The following is a 21,588-nucleotide window of genomic DNA, read 5'->3' as shown; positions in this document are numbered from 1 at the left end:
TGCAGAACGACATGACAAGCTGAAGGACTGGAGCCTGAAGGGGCGGTGTTGTGATTTTTTGGCAGCCTTCAGTATTTATTATTGTAGAATGGTAATGCCATGAAAGTCATCATGGATTGGCTAAGGAGGAAAAGAAGAAAAGATGGGATTTTTGGGAAAAGTATTTAATTGGATGGTAGTTATCGGAATGATCCTACTTATAGGACGACTGATTACGATGGCGTTTTTATTTCTGGATATTCCATTTACGACCTTTTTCAAGGACTACAGTCTCATTTCGATCATTATTTTAATCATAGGGGCAATTGGTCAGCATTTCACCAAACCGGATAAAAGGTAAAATGAGTTATCAAATTTCCTGAGATGTTTTCAGCTTCAAATTCAAAAGACCGACATATTCTATTGTCGGTCTACAGTTTTTTTATTTGAAAAACGTTCCAGTTGATTTCAGAAATCCGCTCCCTTTCCGCCGACTTTCTGCCAAGCCTCATCAAAGCAAGCGTCTGTGGGGTCTCGGCTAGCCAGTTATTCGGCAGGAGTGTCGCAAATTTCTTTAATCTAATGAGGTTTCATAAAACAGTAAAAATCCATAAAGGATAAACTACTTAAACATAGTTCGGGATGAGACCAGCCTAAAGTTTATTTGAAAAAACATTCCAGTTGATTGGTCCAATCAACGTTCAAATTGTACAACTGACTTTGTTTTTCGGAACACGAATGCATTATTTGTTCGGATCATTTTCACTGACATGCATTTCTTGTTTAATTTCATTCATTCTTTTTTTTCCCCACTCATACATCATTTCTACGATTGGCAGCAAGGTCATTCCAAGGTCAGTCATGGAATATTCGACTTTTGGGGGGATCTCGGGATATACCTCCCGATGGACGACGCCGTCTTCCATAAGTTCACGTAATTGATTCGTTAAGATTTTATGGGATATTTTTGGGAAAAGCCTTTGGAGATCACTGAATCGGTGTGGGCCTTCTACCCCTAAATGCCATAGAATGACGATTTTCCATTTGCCGCTGAATATGGATAAAGTAAGTTCTTTTTCGCAATTATAATAGCCGTTTAAGATCTTTTCTTTGATTTCATCTCTTAATGTTTCTGACATGGACATTAACTCCTTTTTAATTTTACCAGTAACTTTTAGGTAACCTCCGCACATAAAAGTGCATTCTTCACAGCGCCGATTACTAGCGTTACAATTTGAGTAGTCATAAGACAATTCAATTCAGGAGGCAATATATATGAGTAAAAAAGCATTACTAATTATACCACCAGAACGTTTTAATGAAGATGAATTATTTCAGCCGAAAGAAGTTTTGGAAAATGCAGGAGTGGCAGTAACGATAGCCAGTGTGATAACAGGTGAAATAACTGGTGATTATCAAGGCAAGGCGTTGGCAGAGGTGATCTTTTCTGATGTTTCAGCCAGTGATTATGATGCAGTTGCTGTAATTGGGGGATCAGGTACGAATGATCATCTATGGGGCAACCAAGAATTGCAAAGCTTTTTGAAACAAGCGCATGAGCAAAAAGTTCTTGTTTCGGGAATTTGTGCAGGCTCTGTTACTGTAGCGAAAACGGGTTTACTTTCTGGGCGTAAAGCTGCGTGTTACCCAGTTGATGTTCAAATTGACGAATTGAAAGCCAATTCCGTTGAATATGCAAAACAGCATGTCGTTGCGCATGATGATATCATCACAGGTGATGGTCCGGATGGCGCAAAAGAATTCGGAGAAAGCTTAGCCGCAGCATTACGCTAAATCTCGTTTTACTGCTAACCCTATTATTACCCATGTGAAACCCTTGGATTCTATACAATCCAAGGGTTTTTTGATTTTTTGTACATATCCAATGACGAAACGGCCTTGAAATAATTAGCGGGTTTTTAGAACAGAAAGAAGGGATGCAAGCAAAGCAGAAATGGCTTGATTATGCATCATTTGGAACGACGGGATGTACTTTTGAATATGAAATTATATCTTTTGACCTATATATTTATCCTTGATTGGCAATTGACAAGGTTCAATTAGGTATATAGTATGTTTATGTGGAAAAATAAAGTAAGTGATCGTAAATAAGGAAGGGTCCATTTTGAGCATAGATTGAATCTTTGTTTTCACACAGGTAAGCGGGCGCATTTGCAGGTCAAATAAAAAGGGGAAATTATTAATGAGAAGTTCATCGATTGAAAAGAAAGAAAAAGTGAAGAGAAGGATATCGCTCCGGATAAAATGGTTATTATTTATATGTACATCCGTTTTTCTCGCTATAGTAGTATCCGTTTCGATAATGGGGGTAAAAGTGACCTCCATTTTTAAAGAAGATAGTATATCCATCAACAAAAGCTCGGCCCAAAGTGCGGCGTCACAAATCAATTTGAGCATGGCCACGTATGAAAATTCGCTAGAGCAATTATCACAGCTAGTTTCCAATCAAATCAAGAATGGTGATTCAATCAAGGATATCCAAAAAACGATAGAGGCATTTCAAAAGAACAATGAAGATTTAATTTCTGTTTATTATATGGATGGATCGGATGGTTCCTTGTATGCTTCTCCCCAAATGGATTTCAAGCAAGATGCAAGGGAGACTAAGACATATACGCAGCTGACCGATAGACCAGAAACGAAATGGATGGATGTGTATAAGGATGGAGTTTCAGGGATGATCATGACTTCCGTTGTCACGCCCGTTTTATCGGACGGGAAAATGGCAGGGGCCCTTGGTTATGATATCGACCTTTCGACAATCGGAAAGATGAGGACAACCATCGAAAAAGATTCTTCTAGCAATCTGGTTATATTGGATTCACAAGGTTTTATCGTGAGTTCATTCATGAAGGGTATGGACGGAAAGAATATGAATCCTGAAAAAAGCGGCATGGAAGAAGGAGTCGAGGATTTCATGGCGGATGCTGACCGATTCAATTCAGAGTTCAAGTGGGTGGCCGACATGTATAATGGAGGCGTAAAGGCGAATCAAGCCATGACGTTGGATGGTGAAGATTATACAGGTGAATTGAGTGCGGTACCTGAAGTGAACTGGAAGGTGTTGGCACTCACTCCAGACAAAATACTGCAATCAAAGCTGGATGCCATTAATAGAATCGTAGTGATATCAGGTATTTTAGGTCTTCTATTCGGGACGGTATGTGCTCTTTATCTAGCAGGAAAATTAACGAAGATCATGGCCGACTTCCAAAAAATCATACAAAAGACAGCTAGTGGGGATTTAGTGTCCGAATTTGCCATTAAATCCAATGATGAGATTGGGGACTTAAGCAAAAGCTATAACTCGATGCTGGGGAAATTAAGAAGATTGGTTGCCAAGGTAAATGGCAATGCGGAATCGGTGACAAAGGCCAATGTCGGCTTGAGTCAAATAGCTGCTGAAAATAGTGCGGCGATTACAGATGTTTCACGCGCGATAGAAGAGATTGCAGCGGGAGCATCGAATCAATCTGAACAAGTGGAGCATGGTGCGGGCACGATCCAGGTTCTTAGCGGGGAAATCGATGAACTATCGAAAAAATCGAGGGAGACCCAATCTGTATTGGAGCTTGCTTCTGAAAAAATAGAGTCAGGGAAACAGCAGGTAAGTGGGTTGGAAACGTCATATCATAAATTAGAAACGGCGTTTACTGCAGTCAACAGCATGAGCTTAAAACTTGTGGAAAAATCAAAAACCATTTCCGATGTCACGAATGCCATTTCGAAAATATCGGAACAGACCAATTTATTATCTTTGAATGCATCCATAGAAGCGGCAAGGGCAGGTGAGTCCGGCAAAGGGTTTGCTGTCGTGGCGAATGAAGTAAGGAGATTGGCTGATGATTCAAAAGAAGCTACAAAAAACATTCAAGCAATCATCCAAAGCATTCTGTCAGATACAGAGGAATTGCTGAGGACGACCAATGAAACGAATCAAATCAGCAAGGATCAGAAAAATGCCGTGATCACGGTAAGTGAAGCCATGAAAGAGCTGGAGGATTCCGTCTGGAGGATATCCAATTCGATTCAGGAAGAAACACGATCCATTGAAAGTATCAATCAACAGAAAGAAACGGTTATTAAAGTGATAGAAGAAATCACCGCCGTATCTCAGCAAACGACTGCTTCATCAGAAGAAATTGCATCATCGATGGAGGAACAAGCCGCTTCATCCAATGAACTAGCTCAATATACACAGCAGCTTACACAGTTAATAAATGATTTGGAGCATACGCTCGGGGAATTCCAGATAAAGAATTAGAGGAACGGAAAACAGAAGCGTTGCGAAAAGGGGAGGCCACTAAGTGGTTTCCCCTTTTTTGTTGTATTGCCATTGACCCTGATTTCTATGAACCGGGCATCTCTCTTTAGTGGACAAAATCACTAGAAGTACAAAAGTACAATTTAGAGGAGCTGGTCAAGTATCCATGCTTTTTTTACAAAGGAGAATAATATATAGGAATCGGACAAGTAGGGTCCAATGGCTCAAGGCCCAAAAAGGGGAGAACAACATGCATTTCGAAATAGGAATGACTATTTTTGTGTTCGTCATGACAATGATAGTTATATTGTGGCGGCCAGGAGGTATCAATGAAGCATGGCCAGCTTCAATCGGTGCATTGATAATTTTACTGACTGGCACAGTATCCCAAGGCGATATTTTGGATATCATCAATAAAATCGGGGGCGCATCGATCACCATCATGGCAACGATAGTCATGGCAGTCATCTTGGAAAGTTTCGGCTTTTTCCACTGGGCGGCTGCGAGACTTGCCATCCTTGCTAGAGGATCGGGGTATCGTCTGTATTGGTACATTCAATTATTGTGCTTTTTAATGACCTTGTTATTCAATAACGACGGCAGCATCATGATTACGACCCCCATCTTGATCTTGCTTTTGAAAAATCTCAGATTAAAACCGCATGAAGCTATCCCGTATCTTTTGAGTGGAGCATTGATTGCAACAGCTTCAAGTGCGCCTATTGGTGTGAGTAATATTGTTAATTTAATCGCTTTGAAAATTGTGCATATGACGCTTTATATGCATACTGCCATGATGTTTATACCTGCAACTTTGGGGTTGGTCTTCATGTCATGGTTGATGTTCGTGGTGGTCAAGAAAAAATTGCCCAAGAAACTGCCGAATATAACTTACGACATTGAGGAAAGTTTCTTCACTAAGAACTTCCACCCCTTAAAGGGAAAAATGACGGTTGAAACAAAAAGGCAACGCACAAAATTCATGTTGAAAGTATTGCTCTATGTGTTTGTGGTGCGCTGTTTACTCTTTGTAGCTTCTTATTTTTCCATTCCAATCGAGTGGGTTGCTGTACTTGGCTCTTTATCTTTACTGATTTGGAGGTGGTATCATTTACGGACAAACCCTGTCGATATCTTAAAAAAGACCCCATGGCATATCCTCATCTTTGCATTCTCCATGTATGTCATCATTTATGGTCTCCATAATGTAGGGCTTACGGCCATGCTCGTACGGATATGTGAACCGATTGTAAACCAAGGGTTAATGAATGCGAGCTTTGTCATGGGAGGATTGGTTTCGATTCTATCAAACATCTTCAACAATCATCCAGCATTAATGATAGGCACCATTACCTTAACCGAAATGGGACTTGATCCAATCACATTAAAAACTATCTATCTAGCTAATATAATCGGTAGTGACATGGGATCATTGTTATTGCCCATCGGAACTCTTGCCTCACTTATCTGGATGCATATCCTGAAACAATACAAAGTGAAAATTAAGTGGAAAGATTATTTAAGTGTATCCCTGATAGTCATACCAATAACGACAGTGGTGACACTGCTCTTATTATTTTATTGGGTGCAAATGATTTTTAGCTGAATAACCCCCTAGGAGGAGATAGTAATGAGTGATGCGTTTGCATTACTGGGTAAACAGATTGATGTCCAAATCTCAGGAAAAAAAACTTTCAAAGGAATTCTAACTGATCTGAGCACGGATATTCTAGTGTTGTTCAATGGGCAGCAGTTTTTATATTTTCCTATGCTGCACGTCCATAGATTCAATCTGAGTACAGAGATTGATAACGAGATTAAAAATCCTGTGGAGTCGCCCATGATGGAAGACATGGCGTCCATTTCCTATCGTAAAACACTAATGAACGCAAAAGGGGTTTTTTCAGAAATCCATGTTGCAGGACACATTCCTTTACACGGTTATATCACCAATGTTTTCAATGATTACTTTGCGTTCTACTCGCCTGTATATAAAATGATGTATGTATCGCTGCATCACCTTAAATGGCTCACTCCGTATAATCAAAATGCCACACCCTATACACTCAGTAAAGAGAGTTTTCCCGTCAACCCTTCAGATGTGCCAATGCTGCGTTCTTTGGAAGACCAATTAAAGAAAAATGCAGGAAAGCTAGTGGTATTTGATGGGGGAGAGGACCCGATGAAAATCGGAATGCTTAAAAAGGCGGAAAACAACTTGGTTGAGTTAACGACAGCCAATGGGGATCATGTGTTTTTGAAGCTTGCACATATTAAAACGGTGTACATGCCATAGATTCATAGAAACGAGGGGAAGGCCATTTAAGCTTTCCCCTTATTTTCTTTTACTAGATGATGGGTCAATTAATATTTTTATATCATGTAAAACGAGTATTTCCTCATGCTACTTTTTAGAGATTGCCAAGCTTAATACGTAGTTACATCCTGTTACAGCAAGGTCTGTTTATGCCAAACCTCAAATACGTTTCCCCTCTAAACTATGTTGCATATCTATGCCTGCTGGGCTTTCTCTGTCATTTTTATCAAAATGTTCAACCCTATATCGTTAGCCTCTTCATAAATAGGGCAAGCCGTATATGCATGACCCTATGATGACCGGGGTGCCTCTAACATAACTTTACCCCAAAAAATAAAATCCTCCAGGAATTCTTCGATTTCCAATCAAGAACTTATCTCCATGGCCTGGGTATCTCTTGTAAAGTCACACTGTGACGGTGAAGAATCATAATATAGGAATAATGATTTGTTTTTAAGGTGTTTTATTGAAAGTTACCTATGGGTTTTTGCAAAAAATAGGCTAAATGTTTCGTTTGTTTTTCCGATAATATTGTTGAGGTGAGAGTTAAGGCTCGTCTTTTTGGATGGGTGATAGGATAAAAGATTCATATGATGAAGATTACTTGAACATCGTATATTTAAAAATATTTCAGCGTATAAAGGAAGGGTTAAAATGTTTAAGGGAAAATTAAGCGGTATGATACTTATATTGGTTTTCATGGTCAGTTTCACTTTTTTACCTGGCTTAAAGGCAGAGGCTGCAGATCCTGTACATACTGTAATCTCTGGCGAAACGGTAGAGTCGATTGCAAAGACATATGATATATCGGCTGATCAATTAATGAAAACGAATGGTTTACCGGATGATAAGTTATTTGCGGGCCAAAGGTTGGCGATCATTCAAACGGCGTATACTCCTTCCATCTATCAATGGTCGGAGAGAGGAAAAAAAATTGCAAACTATGCGAAATCCTTTATAGGGTTTAAAAAGACAGCTGGAGAAGAGTCGCCTGAAAAAGGGTTTGATTCGAGCGGATTGATCCATTGGGTGCTTTCCCAGCAAAATGTGCCGGTCGACCGTTTGACAGTAGACGGTTTTTATAAGCAAGGGATGGATACAACCACTCCGAAAACAGGGGATATTATATTCTTTCTGGAAAAAGACAGCTTAAAAGTCGTGACTGCGGGTATTTATATCGGCAAAAACCAATTTGTCAATTCTGGATATGGTGCAGAAACGGTTCAGGTGAGATCCACTACAGAAGATTACTTTGCAAAATACCAAGTGGCGTACAAAACATACACGCCTGAAGGAGAGCATATCGTCCAAACGGGAGAAACGCTTAATAGTATATCAGAGAATTACAGCATTTCCATGAGTACGATCAAAAGTCGTAACGCATTAAGTACGGATGAGTTGATGCAAGGGCAGTATCTTCAACTATACAGCAACCCGTTATATCCGTTTTATGTAAACCAGGAGGCTGCATATGATAAAGCATATGATGTCATCAAGTATGCATATACTTTACGCGGATTCACCTATGTTTTCGGGGGAGAAGATCCGATGATCGGAATGGATTGCAGCGGATTCATTTATTGGGTCATGAAGGAGCAGGGCCTTTCAGTAAAACGAGATTCCGCAGCGGATTACTTCTCATTGGTACCCAAAATCGAAAATCCAAAGGCTGGGGATTTAGTATTTTTTAGCGACACAGGAACAAGGCTGGGTGTGACCCATGTAGGTATTTATCTAGGTGATGGCCGTTTTCTCCATACAACGGAAAACACCGGCGTTCATATCTCCAATCTTTCGTCAGGTTATTTTGCCGAGAAATTCGAAAGCTTCGGTCAAGCTGAAAGCCTCATCGACTAAGAAGATCATTCAATCCGTTTATATTCATGAGTCGCTTTTTCAATGGCAGTAACGAACCGTTTAAAAAGATCACAGTGATTGACTCTGTTCTTACTGGTAAAGTCATCACCTTTGAAAAAGCTTTTTCTAAGCTTTGTGGAAAGTTCCAATTGCACGCCTGCACCCGTTTTGGATGTGTTGATGATGTTGTTTCCTTTCATGCCTGAAAGGTGCTGTGGTGCATGATTAGTTTGAAATCCAGATTTGTTGAGGCATTGCTGAATCAGGTTCTTATAGGGTTCGTTCCTTCCGCCAATGTAAACCAGCGCATTATGTACGTCGTAGTGGCCATGGATGGAAAGGGTGGTCTGTGCGTTCGCTGCCATTGAAACGCCGATCGGTTCATTGAACAAGCGGGATGTTATATGGAGGACCTGATTACCCTTTGGTTTAAGACCTTCGAATAGATAGGTGCTTGCACAAAGTCTCTCTCCAAGTGCGGCTGCAATCTCGCTAGTACCCGGTTCGATATTCCCGCCATGTATGGCTAGAACTGCAATATCAGGATTCCTGTGATGAACGATGATGCGGTAATCAAGGTATTCTTGTTCATTTTGCTGCAGTTCAAAAAAATCAGTATAGTTATTTTCAATCATAGTTATCCTCCGTATCTGTGGTGTATTTTAATCTTCCATACCGTTGACGGCAAAATAAAAAAAGCGGGGTTCCCCCAGCTTTTTTTATTTTTCGACAGTCGTATATTGTTCTATTTTCTTTTGCTCGTCGGGTGTTAAAGTTTCTGTCCGTTTAAACGTATTCATGGTCACAAGCAGGGCTGCTATTAGAAAAACGGGTATAACCCAGCTTGTTATTCTTTTTACGATATTCATATTCAAAATCCCCTTATACATCGATAAAATTCATATGATATTTAGAAAAGGAGGGGCTGGATTGCTCGTTTATTGCTGAGCTTTCCAGCTTCCATTTCTTCTTTTATCCCCAGCTCCGGATAATCGTCCATTTTTCTCGTTTTTAACGAGTACTTGAACCCCGCCATAATACATGGGGGAAATCTTCTGAATGACTTCATATCCTGAATCTTCCAATTCGGATATTATTTCATCCGAAAGCCTGGATTCTGTATAAATCTTCTTGCCATCAAAGACGAACCGATTACGGTCGACGATATCCTGAAATGAGCCTTCATTCTCTGTATAAGAATAAAGGACCTGCATCAATACTTGCGGAATCCTATCACCGCCTGGTGAGCCGATCCCAATCGATTCCTGCCCTGGTTTCTTGAGAATGGTAGGAGCGGTGAAAGTTCTTGACCGTTTATATGCCTCTTGAGAGTTCAAGCCGGACCGGAAATTTTTCAATTGATCATTAAGGAAAAATCCATTCGTATAATCACCAGATCCGAAAAAGTTACTGAGCGTATTTGTTGTGGAAACGACAGTGCCATACTTGTCCATGATCACAAAGTGTGTCGTACTTTCATGTTCTTCGGAGCCATTCGATTCTTTATCTTCCCATTTTTCACTTTTGATCTTACTTTTAAGATTATCCAAGTGAATGGGGGAGAGCAATTTTTCCGCCTTAGAGTGACTTATTCCATCTCCAATGTGGTCGGTCCGATCTTGATAAGCAGTATCTGTGATGCCCCCCAGGACTTTCATATAAGCTGATTTGCTTGAAGAATCACCTAGGTTCATTTCCTCGGCTAGCTTTAACATTTCAAGAACTGTAATTCCTGAAAAGGGTGGAGGGGCGGTAAAAACATCATAACCGGCAAATGTTCCTTGGACCGGCTTACGTTCTTTCACCTCATAGCGCTTTAAATCCATCAAGTCGATATCTGATTCTCTTTTAATATCCCGTGCAATTTCCCCTTTATAAAAGCCATCAGGGCCTTCCTGTTGAATCTGCTTCAATGTTTCAGCAAGTCTTTCCTGGACGAGGGTTTTGCCTGGTTCAATGGCATCACCATCAGGATAAAAAAGTGAAGTCCCATCGGAAGATATCCTTGGCTGAGCTGCTTCTAAGCGTGATGATAACGATTCGTCGACTTCAAATCCACCTTCAGCCAAATCTATCGCCGGCTGAAGAAGATCAGCCATTGGTACGCTCCCATACTTATCACTTATAACCTGCATGCCGGCCACTAAGCCAGGAATCCCTGTATCGTGCCTTGAACTTGGGTCTTCCGGAGAGGATTCACGATAATCGATAAAATTTGGATCGCCGGATTCCGGTGCAATCAGCATACCGCCGCCGCCACCCACTCCAGATCCATAAGGTTCAACTACACCTAATACATAAGATACCGCAATGGCGGCATCCGCCGCCGTTCCGCCGTTTTCCAATATATCCATCCCGACATCTATTGCGATTGGATTTGAAGAACTGACCCCGTATGATTGTTCCGTTTTACTCTCTATCGGATCATTCGTGTCAGAAATAGGGGGTGTCTTCGAACATCCAGCTAAATATATGAGCACGCAAAGCGAAATGAATATTTTTCCAGTCATACGGTTGATCATCGATTATTCCCCCTTCTCGTTGAGCTTCCAAGTTGTTTCTCTTTTCACATAGTAGTATCCAATCGATCCTTACTGAATGGGCTGCATGTCCTGTTGTATAGCTTGTGCTGCCTTTTTCTCTTGTGCAGCTTTCTTTTCCTTTGCTGCCTTTGCTGCCTTCGCTGCTTTTTCTTCTTGCTCACGTTGTGCCTTATGGTCGATTACTTTCTTGTGATTCATGGTAATCTCGATGCGATCCTCTTTTTTCGACCAGTGGACGTTTTCACTCGTTTCCTTCGTCAACTGGCGGTAAACACGTGATTTGTCGATTGAAGAGGTAGCTGGCCTTGGTGTTGCTTCTTCAATTTGCAGTGGGACGACATCGATTGTAGCTTTTCCGTCTTCCGCTAAATGGTATTGAACCATGGCTGAATCCTTTGTGCGTGTCCAGCCTTGATCGAATATGAAATTTCCCAAGCTATAGAAAATGATTCCATCTTTATACACATCAAACGATTGAAGCACGTGGGGGTGATGGCCGATGATGATGTCAGCCCCAGCATCGATGATAGCTTTAGCCAAGTCTGTTTGCCGGGCGGTTGTAGATGTTGAATATTCTTGTCCCCAGTGCATATTCACCACAACCAAGTCTGCGTTGCCTTGCTTGGCATCCCTTGCTTTGCCGATCATTTCAAATAATAAATCAGGGTTGGAGTTCAATAGTCCGGCTTTATCACTTTTTGACACGGCATCCTTACCGTAAACATCTGTGAAGCCAAGTGTTGCGACACGTACGCCATTAACATCCGCATAGTCGATACTATTTTTAGCTTCCGTAGTGTTCGATCCAACACCGACATAGTGCATATCCGCACTTTTGAATTCATCAATCGTATCTAGAAGTCCTTGTTCTTCATAGTCCATCATATGGTTATTGGCCAAAGACATTACAGAGAAGCCAGCATCTTTAACGGCTTCCACACTGCTAGTATTGGAGTTTAAATGGATGGGCGTATCTGCTTCCTTGTAGTTAGATACCTCTTCTTTTAAAGCGGTATGTTCATAATTCCCACTGACATAGTCTGAATCGGCAAAATAGGGCTTCATATAACGGAAGAGGTATTCATACCCGTGCTTTTCCGTCACTTCTTCAACATAACGTCCCATCATCACATCACCGACCATTGTCATCGTCAATGGCTGATCGGATTTTGAAGCGGTTGTTTTCACTTCCTCAGCCCGTCCCATCCAAGTGGTAATGACTAAAGCGATTAGTAATATAGGTAGTATGATTCCAGTGTATTTAAGATTCTTTTTCTTCGTGCGTTTAATAAAGATAAGTGTTTTTTCTTTTGCATTTAAAGTCCGTTTCATTTTTTGCACCTCAGAATAGGTAGTACACGTTCATTAAACCGAAAGTCAAGCCGGATAATAAAAGCGTGCTGCCAAGTGTCAATGGCATTCCTTGTCTTTGTATGGTATTCGCTATCAATCCGGGTACGATTATACCGATTCCCCGAAACTCGAATATTTCAAATGGCATGACAGGGTAGACTAAGTCCAATAGGAGTTTCAAGCAAATCCCGGTCACCATCATGGCTGCGAATTTTCTTCTTCCATATAAAATCACCCATCTTGAAAGGCCGTGAGTGACGATCAAATAAGTTACGACACTAATGATCAGGATGGTCAGCATGATTTCCCATTGGTCAAATACCAATGCCAAATAACCTGGCACGATAAGTCCTGCGGGTACGACACCCGTCTTTTCTGAAAATATAAGGCTAAGCGTTACTCCCAGTACTAGGGCTACATATAAATCCGATCCAAACATTAAGGTTCCTCCTACTTAACTCGCTTTTTGCTTTGTTTTAGATTTCATGAATGCTTCAATTAATGGTTCCGCTGCACCGTGAATATTCCCGACACCGTAGACGATGCGATTTTTCATCAATGGGCGGAGGCGGGCCACGATTTCTTCAGTTGACCAGTTTTCTAAATCCCAATATTCTTTTGTATCCAATTGACCTTGCTCGAATGCCCGAGTGATTGGTGATGTGGTTTCACCAATGGAAATGACGATTTCAGATTTTATGTAAGGCAATACATCTCTAGCAAACTGTTCGGTACGGTCCACACGGTCGGGACGGCAATTCATGATGACGATAGGAGGTTCTGTGCTGTATCCGAACGTATTGACACGTTCCCAGATGTTAAGCGTCGATGACGCGTCATTTGCAGCAAAGCCATTGACAAAGAAAGTCGGCTGGATGGGATCTCCGAATTTGGTGATCCGCATGGCACCTGGATCGGGATGCGCATTCAACATGCCGCGAAATGCTGTTTTTTCATCAATGCCCAAAGCTTCCGCAACGGCCAATGCCAGTGATGCATTATCCGGAAATACCATATAGTCAAATTCGCGTAGAAATTCTTCCGAAATTCTTGAATTGTCTGCAACAATCACTTTTGTGTTGCGTTCTTTGGCAATTTGTTTGAAAAAATCCAAATATTCACTTTCAATGGTTATTAAGTGACCATTATAGGGTATGGTAGCAGTGAAGGCTTCAGCAACCTCATCCAAAGTCGGTCCCATGACATCCATATGGTCTTCCAATACATTCACGATGACCCCAATGTTTGCTTGGATCATTTTGTTTTGGAAGATTAGTTGATAGTCAGGCTGTACGGCCATGCATTCACAAACCAGCGCTTCGGTGCCTAAATCGGCAACTTCTTTAATTACACGCCGTTGTTCTCCTATGTTGGGTCCTTCCGGGCGGCGTACAATCGGTTTTTCCTTGTCGGTAAACCAATAGATCATTCTTGCTGATGTTCCGGTTGTTTTACCTACTGTTTTGTATTTAGCTTCCTGGATCACACCTGTAATTAGACGCGTTACAGTCGATTTCCCTCGAATCCCATTCACATTCACACGTACCGGGATGGAGTCGAGACGCTTCTGATGGCGTTTTTGTTCAAAAATGCCATAGCCAAGCAAAAAGATCGCACAAATAAATATTGGTGCCATTTTTTAACCTCTCTTTTTTTCAAATATTTGAATTACTGAATACACACTACATGATTTTAAACTTAATAGGCAAGAGCCAATTATTCTATCGTAATATAGTTATTATTAGCTTTTTCAAATAAATGTATATTGGAGTGTAATAGTATCTAATGGGAAAATTTGTTTTATGAGTACAAAGATATGGCTGAAAATCGAGGGAATCCCCGGTTTATTTACACTAAATTATGGAAAGTTTAATAAAGACCCATTTTGGTCAGAATCAAAGTAGTTTCATGAGCATTTGAACCTGATTCTTAATGGCTGTATTTGAATAATATTTGGTTTTTAAAAGTGACGTTTATTACAGTTTAATAATTGTTTATACCCATTGTTCGACATAAACTTAACAATATTTATGCATTTGTCATTCAATGTAAGATATTGCATCTATTGACTCAATTAGTTGAACTCTTTTGAATTTGGACAAAGATGAGTAAAAGAACACATCTCTTTTTTTTTATATTTTCAGGTTTTTTCTCAGAGAATACCCACGGGACTATTTGATCTTTTACCTGAAACATGAAATAAACTAAAGTTAACCCATTTTTTTAAAAAAATACCTAGTTTCTTCTATAGTTATAGTGTTTATAGAAGAATGAAAAATAAAAAAAGCTCAGAGCATTTCTGAGCTTTCGGCTTATATATTGTAAATGAATGGAATGGTCACGAATCTCCGTTCATCATGAAGATTTAACGTTTGTGGGTCTTGAGCTGCAGCATGGGTAGCTAATTATCGAAGGAATCAGTTTAACTGGATTTCTTTCTGTCAGAAATCTCAAGGTTGGACCCCTTTTTACCGCCATCAATCACATAAAGTCTAGGAGCTAATCTCCTTCTTTTTCCTTGATTGTCAGGATTCATCTTCATATAATTTTCGTATTCTTTGCGAAAGAATTCTTCGGTTTCCCGTTCCAGTGCTTTTCTTTCGTTAAAATCTGTTATGAATTTGAAAAAACGTTTCATATGAATTCCTCCTTATGGGGTTAAAAGGTCTTGGTTTAATAGTAACATATCATTAGTGAGATTTAACCTTTTTAAAAAATTTGGAGTGGGAATCGTGTTTTTGTGTGAATAAAGTTGTGAACAGTTTGATTCGAGAGAAAGCATGCAATGGATCCTTGCTGAGTATAAGTACCTGTGCATGGTGTTGAAAGGGAATGTCGGGATTTGCAGAAAGCGGGTATTGGAAGCAATGATTATTTCAGTTAAAATATTCCTTATATTCATTATACACTAAATATTCTGAAAACAAAGGAAAATATTCACTTCCAGCCGCTTTTCATAGATTTGCTTTTTAATGGTTTATTATTGTATATAGTTATTTATTCCCCAAATATATGAAAATGAAACAACCCTTTTAACGGGAAATTGCTAGTGTCATAATTGGAATTTCTTAACCTGTTCAGTCAGCAGTTCTGCCGAAGATACACAAGTTCACTGGCATGATTCGTAATTTCATCCATCGAAGAGCTGGATTGCTGTGCGGAGGCGGAGACTTGTTCGATTCCTGCCGCGGACTCTTCAGAAACGGCTGCGATATCTTCGATAGCCTGATTGATTGTTTTCTATTTGTGGAGATATAGTTCAATTCGTCCGTAATATGCTGTATTTTCATTTCCATATTCCCGACAGAGTGATTGATTGTTTCAAAGGTTCGGCCTGTGAGCGTGATCTGTTTCGTGCCTTCATCCACTTGTGTATAACCATCTTCCAGGGAGTGGTGGACGACTGTTTTTGAACCTGTTTGAATGGCGGAGACAATATTGGTGATATCCCCAACGGAGTGTGTGACCTCTTCAGCGAGTTTCCGCACTTCATCGGCGACGGCGGCAAAGCCCTTGCCATGTTCACCGGCACGAGCGGCTTCTATGGCTGCATTCAGCGCCAATAGATTGGTTTGATTGGATATATCCTTGATGACCTGCACAAGCTGCGAAATTTGCTGTGATTGAGAATCGAGCCCTTTCACTTGCTCTACGGCATTTTTGATAATCCCATCAATACTTTGCATCTGTTGGACCGAGCTGCGCATTAAAGTGATGCCCTCCTTGGTCAAGGAAAGGATTTCGGTTGAACCTTTAGATACATCCACACCTTCTAGGTGGGCCAGCTCGATCCTGCCGGTGAAATCATCCATGATGCGAACCATTTCAGCTGCCCGGTTGGCTTGTGACTCAGTTCCTCGCGTTCCGAAGCCAAGCTCCTTGAAATCCTCCATTACTTCATTGCTGATTGGCGCAACTTCATTTTTGAGTATCTCTTTAGCGCGTTCTTCATTTCCTTTTTCATATTGTGTAAACACCCGGTCTACAATCATCGTCCTCCAATCCACGCTTTTCTAAGGTCAATTCCTTCGCTTTATCAGAATCGCTTAAGGTCAGAAGATCCTCCTGGATGACCTGGCTTTCTTCAGTATATTGTAAGAATCTTTCTTTATAACTCTCGTCACCATATAGAATATAGGCTCAGGCGAATGCGGTTCTTTGTGCTAAGTTATATAGAAGCTTTTCGTCTTGGATAAGAAGCGGAAGTTCCTTTTCGATGATATCCTGGGAATATACCAGCGACTTGTTGCTGCTATAAATGTTGAATGCTCCTAAGATGACACATAAAGATATGATGAGTGAAAATGCCACCAATACCTTTGCTTTAATGCTTTTCAAATTAATGGACCCCTTTATCGATATTTTATTCACACTGTTTTATCGGATAAATAAAGGGATTTTTAAGCAATGAAAAGTTAACCAAATTTTCCATCAGATCTAATGTTCTCTTAATATAAACATCTTGATTTCTTATCGTTTTCAAGTTACTATTGACTTGGAAAAATATAATATTCCGCGTTAAGGCGGAAGAGGTTCTAGCTACCCTCTCAAAAAAACTAAGGAGAAACAGTGCTCTATTCTTAGGGTGCTGTTTTTTTCCGTAAAAAGGAGTTTTATAGAAATGAAGAAGAAAGAAAAGGCAGTGGTTGTGTTTAGCGGAGGTCAGGACAGTACGACGTGCCTGTTCTGGGCATTGGAGAGATTTGAGGAAGTGGAAGCGGTGACGTTCGATTATAATCAGCGGCATAGCTTGGAAATCGAATGTGCTCAAAACATTGCCAAGGAATTGGGCGTGAACCATCACATCCTTGACATGTCGCTGCTGAACCAACTGGCACCAAATGCGCTGACGAGAAGTGATATTGCGGTGGCGGATGGAGAAGACGGGGAATTGCCGTCGACGTTCGTACCAGGGAGGAATTTGCTGTTCCTTTCGTTTGCCGGAGTGCTGGCGAGTCAGATTGGCGCTAAACATATTGTCACCGGTGTCTGTGAAACTGATTTCAGCGGATATCCGGACTGCCGCGATGTATTCATTAAATCATTGAATGTGACCTTGAACTTGTCGATGGACCAGTCCTTCGTGATTGATACGCCGCTAATGTGGCTTAATAAAGAGGAAACATGGGAGCTTGCGGATCAGCTAGGCGCGTTCGACTTTGTCCGCGAAAAGACCCTGACTTGCTATAACGGAATCATATCCGACGGCTGTGGAGAATGTCCGGCATGTAATCTGAGGAAAAAAGGACTGGATGACTATGTAAGCAGACGGAAGGTGCTTTCATGATGTACGGTTTTAAGATAGTGGATAAACTCCAAAAAATAGATGAAGATATTCAGCGCAGCCAATTGAAGTATACAAACAAGAGGGTTCTCGTGAGTAAGGAATTCACCTTTGACGCAGCACACCATCTGCATGACTATGAAGGGAAATGCAAGAACCTGCATGGCCACACGTATAAGGTCATTTTCGGATTGAGCGGGTATACGGATTCACGCGGGTTGATGATAGATTTTGGGGACATCAAGGATATATGGAAAAATGAAATTGAAATTCACCTGGATCATCGTTATTTGAATGAAACCCTGCCGCTCATGAATACAACAGCTGAAAATATGGTTGTCTGGATTTATGAAAAAATGGCCGAAGCCCTTTCATTTAAAGAATATGAGGGTGCTAGAGTCGAATTTGTTCGACTTTACGAAACGCCGACGAGTTATGCCGAAGCCAGACGGGAGTGGATGGAAAGTGAGTAAACTCCCGGTTATGGAAATCTTCGGACCGACCATCCAAGGTGAGGGAATGGTCATTGGTCAAAAAACCATGTTCGTACGGACGGCCGGCTGTGATTATTCCTGTGCTTGGTGTGATTCCGCATTTACTTGGGATGGCACCGGTAAGGAAGATACCGTCCAGATGACTGCCGAAGAAATATGGGATGAACTGAAGCGAATTGGGGGTTCCGGTTTTTCCTTCGTGACGATATCAGGCGGAAACCCGGCTCTGCTGAAAAACCTAAACGGCTTGATAGCGATCCTACATGAAAATAAAATGAAAATAGGTGTCGAAACACAAGGGAGCCGATGGCAGGATTGGTTTCTCGATATTGATGAACTGACTATTTCACCTAAGCCGCCGAGCTCTGGAATGAACACGGACTTTACGGTGCTCGATCAAATCATCTCGAACCTTGCCAATCGAAATCCTGAAAACCATGTCTCTTTGAAGATCGTCGTCTTTAACGAGGAAGATTATCAATATGCCAAACATGTACATGGGCGTTACCCGGAAATTCCTTTTTATCTGCAGGTCGGCAATGACGACAGCAGGACGGCGGATGATCGTCAATTGATCAGCGGTCTTTTGAAGAAGTACGAAGAGTTAATTGATAAAGTGATAGCGGATGATGAATTGAATGATGTGAAAGTGCTGCCCCAGCTGCATACCTATATATGGGGAAACAAGCGGGGCGTATAAAGAAAAGAGAGCAGGAGGCAGTGTGATGCTAATCACACTGCCTTTTACATGTGGAAAGCTTATTACAGCCTTTGAATGTGTGTAGCTTTAAAGGATGATGTGTATTTAAGGCCATACCCAAATAAGCGATCCATTCCAATATGCGCGGTCCAAATTAAACCAATCATCATCAATGCATCCGACTTTAGAAAAATGGCAAGCAAAATCATGAAGATGGACAGGGTATAAGTATGAAATAAGTTATAAACCTTTGCTCCAATCCGATCATTGATCAGATAAGCCAGCATGGAAACATCAGGAGACAAAATCAATAAAAGGAAAATCCACCAGCTGAATTCATATAACGAATAGATGTAAATCACCGCTAAAAGGACCATGAGTCCTTCAATATGAAGGAATTTCTTTACCATTTTAAAACCTCCAAAAGTTTATTTGATCAATGGTCAATAATGTTCAAAAAAATTATATGATGTTTCTGATGATATTTTTTACATGAAAATAAGCTAAGCCTTTTACATCTTGATAAGTTAGTTCAGAATTAATATAAAAAGTTATGAATCCGTGAAGAGAAAGAAAAATCGACCATATGGATGCAGGATTCAATTTGTTGTCCGTTAAGTTCGTCAGGGACTGGATTAGCTTTTCGTATGTTTTATTAGAATCAAATTGAAGTAACTGCTGAATTTCTTTTTCCTTGGATAAAAACATGATGGAATAATGATTCTGTTGGGTTAAACCGAACTCCAAGAAGCACAATAAAATCTTTTCCATTTTTACAGAAGGGTCATTTTCCGACATGATGATATCATCGATTAAAGTATTTAAAACGGAAAAATCCGTTTTCACCAAACTATAAAATATTTCTGCCTTATTTTTAAAATGATAATAAATGGCTCCGTGGCTGCAATCCAATGATTTAGCCAATTGCCTCATTGAGACATTCGAATAACCTACCGTTGCAAAAAGGTTTCTAGCTTCATTCAACACCACGTCCCTGGATAATTCCTTACCTGCAGATTTCCTTGGCGACATCTTGTCACCTCCTTACTTATTGACCATTGGTTAATTAGGATGATAACTCACTGATTTTCCATATGTCAATTATTAGATCATCTGATATAGTAGTGTTTTTTGAGTAAGGGTTTACCATTTAATGTAACAGGTATTTGAATTTACAGCTATTTTAAAAGCGTGAAATCAGAGGAAATATGAATGTCCTGTAACAGAAAAAAGGAACCAACTATATATGCGCTTGACTCATTTTATACTATATATACCCTTATATGGTATTATAAGGGTATTGGCAAAACTTTGGAGGGGATGAATAAATTGAAAAAGAAATTGGGTATTTTGGGATCAATTATCATAATCTTGACCGGCTATTTTTTATTCACTAAACCGTATAAAGATAAAACAAAACCTGTAGAAGACTTTATTAAAGTGGATCAACGAGATCAGGTAATAATACATGAAATGATAACCTTAGAAGGTGAGGTCAATCCAGGTGATATCGATTTGAATGATGAAGAGGAAATAATAAAATTGGCAAAAAAGCAATATGAGCAAAGTGAAAAGGGGGAAATAATTTTTACAGAAGAAAACCAGTAAAATCACCTACCTGTAATGAGTAAACTAATGGGGGAGGCGGCAGTTATTGATAGTTTTGGATAGTATCTATGGGAAACACATTGTAGAGGGAATTCTTTCAGAGCTGATAGTAAGCAAACCGGTCCAAAGATTGAAGGGGATACATCAAGGCGGGGCAAGTTATTTAGTTAATGAGAAGTGGAATGTTACACGATTTGACCATTCAATAGGTGTGATGCTTTTAATAAAAGCTCTTGGCGGTTCATTAGAGGAACAAATCGCGGGCTTACTGCATGACGTATCCCACACTGCATTTTCACATGTCATTGATTTTGTTCTGGATTGTAAGGATGAAGATTATCATGAAAAGATATATGATCAAGTCATTATGGAATCCGAAATCCCATTAATACTGAAGGAATATGGATATGATTTGAATGTTATTTTTCAATCAAAATGGGAATTGCTTGAACAGCCAGCACCTGAGTTATGTGCGGATCGTGTAGATTATACTCTCCGGGATATGTATCAATATGGCCATATCACAATCGAATCCATTAATGAATTTCTAGACCATGTAATTATAATAAATGGAAGGATGTATCTGGATAATATTGAATCGGCGGAATGGTTTGTGAAAACGTATTACAGCGAAGTTATTGATTTTTTCATGAACCCACTTAATATATATGGCTATGATATCTTGGCAAAGACCTTAAAACTGGCTTTGGCTAAAAAACTGATTAGCCTTGATGACCTACTCGGTACAGATGAAGAGGTCATGTCCTTGTTAAGCTTCACTGAAGACCATGAAGTACAAAATCTGTTAAAACGGATCCATGGTAACGTAAAGGTGAAAGAAGATCAAGTGGACAACGATATACATCGGAAAAATAAAATGCGCCTGATAGATCCTTCCGTTATTCAAGGAACCCAATTAGTAAGAGCATCCAGTTTATCAGAAAAAGTCAAGAAAATGGGAAGTGAAGCCTTTAAAAAAGCTTCGAAGGGCATGTATCTAAAAGTGATTTCCGATTGAATGCCGTGTCAAACCATACGGAAAGTCAAAAACTCAAGGGTGTTATCCTTGAGTTTTTTATCGGAAACATCAAAGTCTTCTCCCGTAAAAATTAGTTGTTTTTTATAGACTTACACACCATGCTTAAACATTAGTGATCTTTCTAAATCT

Annotated in this window: 23 protein-coding genes, 1 pseudogene and 1 riboswitch; of the genes and pseudogenes, 12 read left to right on the top strand and 12 right to left on the bottom strand. The window is 40.2% G+C overall.

Going from position 1 to position 21,588, the window contains the following annotated elements; translation table 11 throughout:
* The first annotated feature begins 142 nt into the window (after positions 1-142).
* Entirely contained in the window at positions 143-340 is a 198-nt protein-coding gene (locus J7E52_RS17120) for a hypothetical protein (protein WP_214748951.1), read from the top strand.
* Between the two features lie 382 nt (positions 341-722).
* On the opposite strand, the gene J7E52_RS17115 is transcribed toward J7E52_RS17120, so the two are convergent.
* Positions 723-1,118: a winged helix-turn-helix transcriptional regulator gene (locus J7E52_RS17115; RefSeq protein WP_214748948.1), complete on the bottom strand. Its 396-nt coding sequence runs from the start codon at positions 1,116-1,118 to the stop codon at positions 723-725.
* A 136-nt stretch (positions 1,119-1,254) separates the two neighbouring features.
* Between J7E52_RS17115 and J7E52_RS17110 the strand changes: the two genes are divergently transcribed.
* The 6 genes and pseudogenes from J7E52_RS17110 to J7E52_RS17090 all read left to right on the top strand — a co-directional run bounded on the left by J7E52_RS17110 (position 1,255) and on the right by J7E52_RS17090 (position 8,438).
* Positions 1,255-1,773, top strand: a complete 519-nt coding sequence (locus J7E52_RS17110; protein ID WP_214748945.1) for a DJ-1/PfpI family protein — start codon at positions 1,255-1,257, stop codon at positions 1,771-1,773.
* A gap of 409 nt (positions 1,774-2,182) precedes the next feature.
* Positions 2,183-3,316, top strand: a pseudogene (locus tag J7E52_RS27475) (PDC sensor domain-containing protein); the annotation flags it as partial.
* Complete coding sequence (locus J7E52_RS27470; RefSeq protein ID WP_396020293.1) at positions 3,311-4,264, top strand: methyl-accepting chemotaxis protein; 954 nt, start codon at positions 3,311-3,313, stop codon at positions 4,262-4,264. The pseudogene J7E52_RS27475 and the gene J7E52_RS27470, both read left to right, overlap by 6 nt.
* Positions 4,265-4,514: 250 nt before the next feature.
* Positions 4,515-5,870, top strand: coding sequence for an arsenic transporter (locus J7E52_RS17100; protein WP_214748940.1), 1,356 nt, complete (start codon positions 4,515-4,517; stop codon positions 5,868-5,870).
* A 24-nt stretch (positions 5,871-5,894) separates the two neighbouring features.
* A complete protein-coding gene (locus tag J7E52_RS17095) occupies positions 5,895-6,560 on the top strand; it encodes a DUF2642 domain-containing protein (protein WP_214748937.1) in 666 nt (221 codons plus the stop codon).
* Between the two features lie 675 nt (positions 6,561-7,235).
* Positions 7,236-8,438 (top strand): C40 family peptidase, encoded by a 1,203-nt coding sequence (locus J7E52_RS17090; protein WP_214748934.1) that lies wholly within the window; start codon positions 7,236-7,238, stop codon positions 8,436-8,438.
* Between the two features lie 5 nt (positions 8,439-8,443).
* On the opposite strand, the gene J7E52_RS17085 is transcribed toward J7E52_RS17090, so the two are convergent.
* From J7E52_RS17085 to J7E52_RS17045, 9 genes are all read right to left on the bottom strand, one after another.
* A complete protein-coding gene (locus J7E52_RS17085; RefSeq protein ID WP_214748931.1) occupies positions 8,444-9,073 on the bottom strand; it encodes a poly-gamma-glutamate hydrolase family protein in 630 nt (209 codons plus the stop codon).
* 84 nt (positions 9,074-9,157) lie between these two features.
* The gene (locus J7E52_RS17080) at positions 9,158-9,307 is read right to left on the bottom strand and encodes a CapE family protein (RefSeq protein WP_214749078.1); all 150 of its coding nucleotides are present in this window, start codon (positions 9,305-9,307) and stop codon (positions 9,158-9,160) included.
* 69 nt (positions 9,308-9,376) lie between these two features.
* Positions 9,377-10,960 carry a gamma-glutamyltransferase family protein gene (locus J7E52_RS17075; protein ID WP_214748928.1) on the bottom strand — a complete coding sequence of 528 codons (1,584 nt, stop codon included), beginning with the start codon at positions 10,958-10,960 and terminating at the stop codon, positions 9,377-9,379.
* A gap of 69 nt (positions 10,961-11,029) precedes the next feature.
* A complete protein-coding gene (locus J7E52_RS17070; protein ID WP_214748925.1) occupies positions 11,030-12,313 on the bottom strand; it encodes a CapA family protein in 1,284 nt (427 codons plus the stop codon).
* A gap of 10 nt (positions 12,314-12,323) precedes the next feature.
* Positions 12,324-12,773 carry a poly-gamma-glutamate biosynthesis protein PgsC gene (pgsC, locus tag J7E52_RS17065; protein WP_048687555.1) on the bottom strand — a complete coding sequence of 150 codons (450 nt, stop codon included), beginning with the start codon at positions 12,771-12,773 and terminating at the stop codon, positions 12,324-12,326.
* Between the two features lie 15 nt (positions 12,774-12,788).
* Positions 12,789-13,970 (bottom strand): poly-gamma-glutamate synthase PgsB, encoded by a 1,182-nt coding sequence (gene pgsB / locus J7E52_RS17060; protein WP_214748922.1) that lies wholly within the window; start codon positions 13,968-13,970, stop codon positions 12,789-12,791.
* A gap of 786 nt (positions 13,971-14,756) precedes the next feature.
* A complete protein-coding gene (locus J7E52_RS17055; protein ID WP_063232584.1) occupies positions 14,757-14,972 on the bottom strand; it encodes a hypothetical protein in 216 nt (71 codons plus the stop codon).
* A gap of 439 nt (positions 14,973-15,411) precedes the next feature.
* Positions 15,412-16,020 carry a methyl-accepting chemotaxis protein gene (locus J7E52_RS17050; protein WP_396020292.1) on the bottom strand — a complete coding sequence of 203 codons (609 nt, stop codon included), beginning with the start codon at positions 16,018-16,020 and terminating at the stop codon, positions 15,412-15,414.
* Between the two features lie 454 nt (positions 16,021-16,474).
* The gene (locus tag J7E52_RS17045; RefSeq protein ID WP_214748916.1) at positions 16,475-16,672 is read right to left on the bottom strand and encodes a hypothetical protein; all 198 of its coding nucleotides are present in this window, start codon (positions 16,670-16,672) and stop codon (positions 16,475-16,477) included.
* Positions 16,673-16,857: 185 nt separating this feature from the next.
* A riboswitch (PreQ1 riboswitch) is annotated at positions 16,858-16,900 on the top strand.
* Between the two features lie 55 nt (positions 16,901-16,955).
* On the opposite strand from J7E52_RS17045, the gene queC reads away from it, so the two are divergent.
* Genes queC through queE form a run of 3 tightly spaced genes read left to right on the top strand, consistent with a single transcriptional unit; the run spans position 16,956 to position 18,812 of the window.
* Positions 16,956-17,621 carry a 7-cyano-7-deazaguanine synthase QueC gene (queC, locus tag J7E52_RS17040; RefSeq protein ID WP_214749069.1) on the top strand — a complete coding sequence of 222 codons (666 nt, stop codon included), beginning with the start codon at positions 16,956-16,958 and terminating at the stop codon, positions 17,619-17,621.
* On the top strand, positions 17,621-18,091 hold the full coding sequence (gene queD / locus J7E52_RS17035; protein WP_214749072.1) for a 6-carboxytetrahydropterin synthase QueD: 471 nt from the start codon (positions 17,621-17,623) through the stop codon (positions 18,089-18,091). Before queC ends, queD begins: the two co-directional genes overlap by 1 nt.
* Positions 18,084-18,812, top strand: a complete 729-nt coding sequence (gene queE, locus J7E52_RS17030; RefSeq protein ID WP_214748913.1) for a 7-carboxy-7-deazaguanine synthase QueE — start codon at positions 18,084-18,086, stop codon at positions 18,810-18,812. The genes queD and queE overlap by 8 nt, the downstream gene beginning before the upstream one ends.
* A 62-nt stretch (positions 18,813-18,874) precedes the next feature.
* Here queE and J7E52_RS17025 read toward each other — a convergent pair whose 3' ends face one another.
* Positions 18,875-19,222, bottom strand: a complete 348-nt coding sequence (locus J7E52_RS17025) for a DUF4260 domain-containing protein (RefSeq protein ID WP_214748910.1) — start codon at positions 19,220-19,222, stop codon at positions 18,875-18,877.
* Positions 19,223-19,274: 52 nt separating this feature from the next.
* Positions 19,275-19,844 carry a TetR/AcrR family transcriptional regulator gene (locus J7E52_RS17020; RefSeq protein WP_214748908.1) on the bottom strand — a complete coding sequence of 190 codons (570 nt, stop codon included), beginning with the start codon at positions 19,842-19,844 and terminating at the stop codon, positions 19,275-19,277.
* A 288-nt stretch (positions 19,845-20,132) separates the two neighbouring features.
* Here J7E52_RS17020 and J7E52_RS17015 point away from each other — a divergent pair, with 288 nt between their 5' ends.
* Together J7E52_RS17015 and J7E52_RS17010 are read left to right on the top strand one after the other, a co-directional pair.
* Positions 20,133-20,420: a hypothetical protein gene (locus J7E52_RS17015; protein ID WP_214748905.1), complete on the top strand. Its 288-nt coding sequence runs from the start codon at positions 20,133-20,135 to the stop codon at positions 20,418-20,420.
* 46 nt (positions 20,421-20,466) lie between these two features.
* Positions 20,467-21,438 (top strand): HD domain-containing protein, encoded by a 972-nt coding sequence (locus J7E52_RS17010; RefSeq protein ID WP_214748901.1) that lies wholly within the window; start codon positions 20,467-20,469, stop codon positions 21,436-21,438.
* The last annotated feature ends 150 nt before the right edge of the window (positions 21,439-21,588 follow it).

This window comes from Bacillus sp. ISL-34 (assembly GCF_018613325.1).
Lineage (GTDB): Bacteria > Bacillota > Bacilli > Bacillales > DSM-1321 > Peribacillus.
The sequence above is the reverse complement of the archived record's forward strand: the minus strand, read 5'-3'. Positions and strand labels throughout refer to the sequence as shown.

What these genes read in the sequence shown, in the direction of transcription:
- queD (WP_214749072.1), top strand. Translation starts at nt 17,621, where the DNA reads ATGTACGGTTTTAAGATAGTGGATAAACTCCAAAAAATAGATGAAGAT.
- J7E52_RS17085 (WP_214748931.1), bottom strand. Translation starts at nt 9,073, where the DNA reads ATGATTGAAAATAACTATACTGATTTTTTTGAACTGCAGCAAAATGAA.
- J7E52_RS17100 (WP_214748940.1), top strand. Translation starts at nt 4,515, where the DNA reads ATGCATTTCGAAATAGGAATGACTATTTTTGTGTTCGTCATGACAATG.
- J7E52_RS17120 (WP_214748951.1), top strand. Translation starts at nt 143, where the DNA reads ATGGGATTTTTGGGAAAAGTATTTAATTGGATGGTAGTTATCGGAATG.
- queC (WP_214749069.1), top strand. Translation starts at nt 16,956, where the DNA reads ATGAAGAAGAAAGAAAAGGCAGTGGTTGTGTTTAGCGGAGGTCAGGAC.
- J7E52_RS17095 (WP_214748937.1), top strand. Translation starts at nt 5,895, where the DNA reads ATGAGTGATGCGTTTGCATTACTGGGTAAACAGATTGATGTCCAAATC.
- J7E52_RS17090 (WP_214748934.1), top strand. Translation starts at nt 7,236, where the DNA reads ATGTTTAAGGGAAAATTAAGCGGTATGATACTTATATTGGTTTTCATG.
- J7E52_RS17025 (WP_214748910.1), bottom strand. Translation starts at nt 19,222, where the DNA reads ATGGTAAAGAAATTCCTTCATATTGAAGGACTCATGGTCCTTTTAGCG.
- J7E52_RS17070 (WP_214748925.1), bottom strand. Translation starts at nt 12,313, where the DNA reads ATGAAACGGACTTTAAATGCAAAAGAAAAAACACTTATCTTTATTAAA.
- pgsB (WP_214748922.1), bottom strand. Translation starts at nt 13,970, where the DNA reads ATGGCACCAATATTTATTTGTGCGATCTTTTTGCTTGGCTATGGCATT.
- J7E52_RS17015 (WP_214748905.1), top strand. Translation starts at nt 20,133, where the DNA reads ATGAATAAATTGAAAAAGAAATTGGGTATTTTGGGATCAATTATCATA.
- J7E52_RS27470 (WP_396020293.1), top strand. Translation starts at nt 3,311, where the DNA reads ATGCTGGGGAAATTAAGAAGATTGGTTGCCAAGGTAAATGGCAATGCG.
- J7E52_RS17110 (WP_214748945.1), top strand. Translation starts at nt 1,255, where the DNA reads ATGAGTAAAAAAGCATTACTAATTATACCACCAGAACGTTTTAATGAA.
- J7E52_RS17050 (WP_396020292.1), bottom strand. Translation starts at nt 16,020, where the DNA reads ATGCAAAGTATTGATGGGATTATCAAAAATGCCGTAGAGCAAGTGAAA.
- J7E52_RS17055 (WP_063232584.1), bottom strand. Translation starts at nt 14,972, where the DNA reads ATGAAACGTTTTTTCAAATTCATAACAGATTTTAACGAAAGAAAAGCA.
- J7E52_RS17020 (WP_214748908.1), bottom strand. Translation starts at nt 19,844, where the DNA reads ATGTCGCCAAGGAAATCTGCAGGTAAGGAATTATCCAGGGACGTGGTG.
- J7E52_RS17080 (WP_214749078.1), bottom strand. Translation starts at nt 9,307, where the DNA reads ATGAATATCGTAAAAAGAATAACAAGCTGGGTTATACCCGTTTTTCTA.
- pgsC (WP_048687555.1), bottom strand. Translation starts at nt 12,773, where the DNA reads ATGTTTGGATCGGATTTATATGTAGCCCTAGTACTGGGAGTAACGCTT.
- J7E52_RS17115 (WP_214748948.1), bottom strand. Translation starts at nt 1,118, where the DNA reads ATGTCAGAAACATTAAGAGATGAAATCAAAGAAAAGATCTTAAACGGC.
- J7E52_RS17075 (WP_214748928.1), bottom strand. Translation starts at nt 10,960, where the DNA reads ATGATCAACCGTATGACTGGAAAAATATTCATTTCGCTTTGCGTGCTC.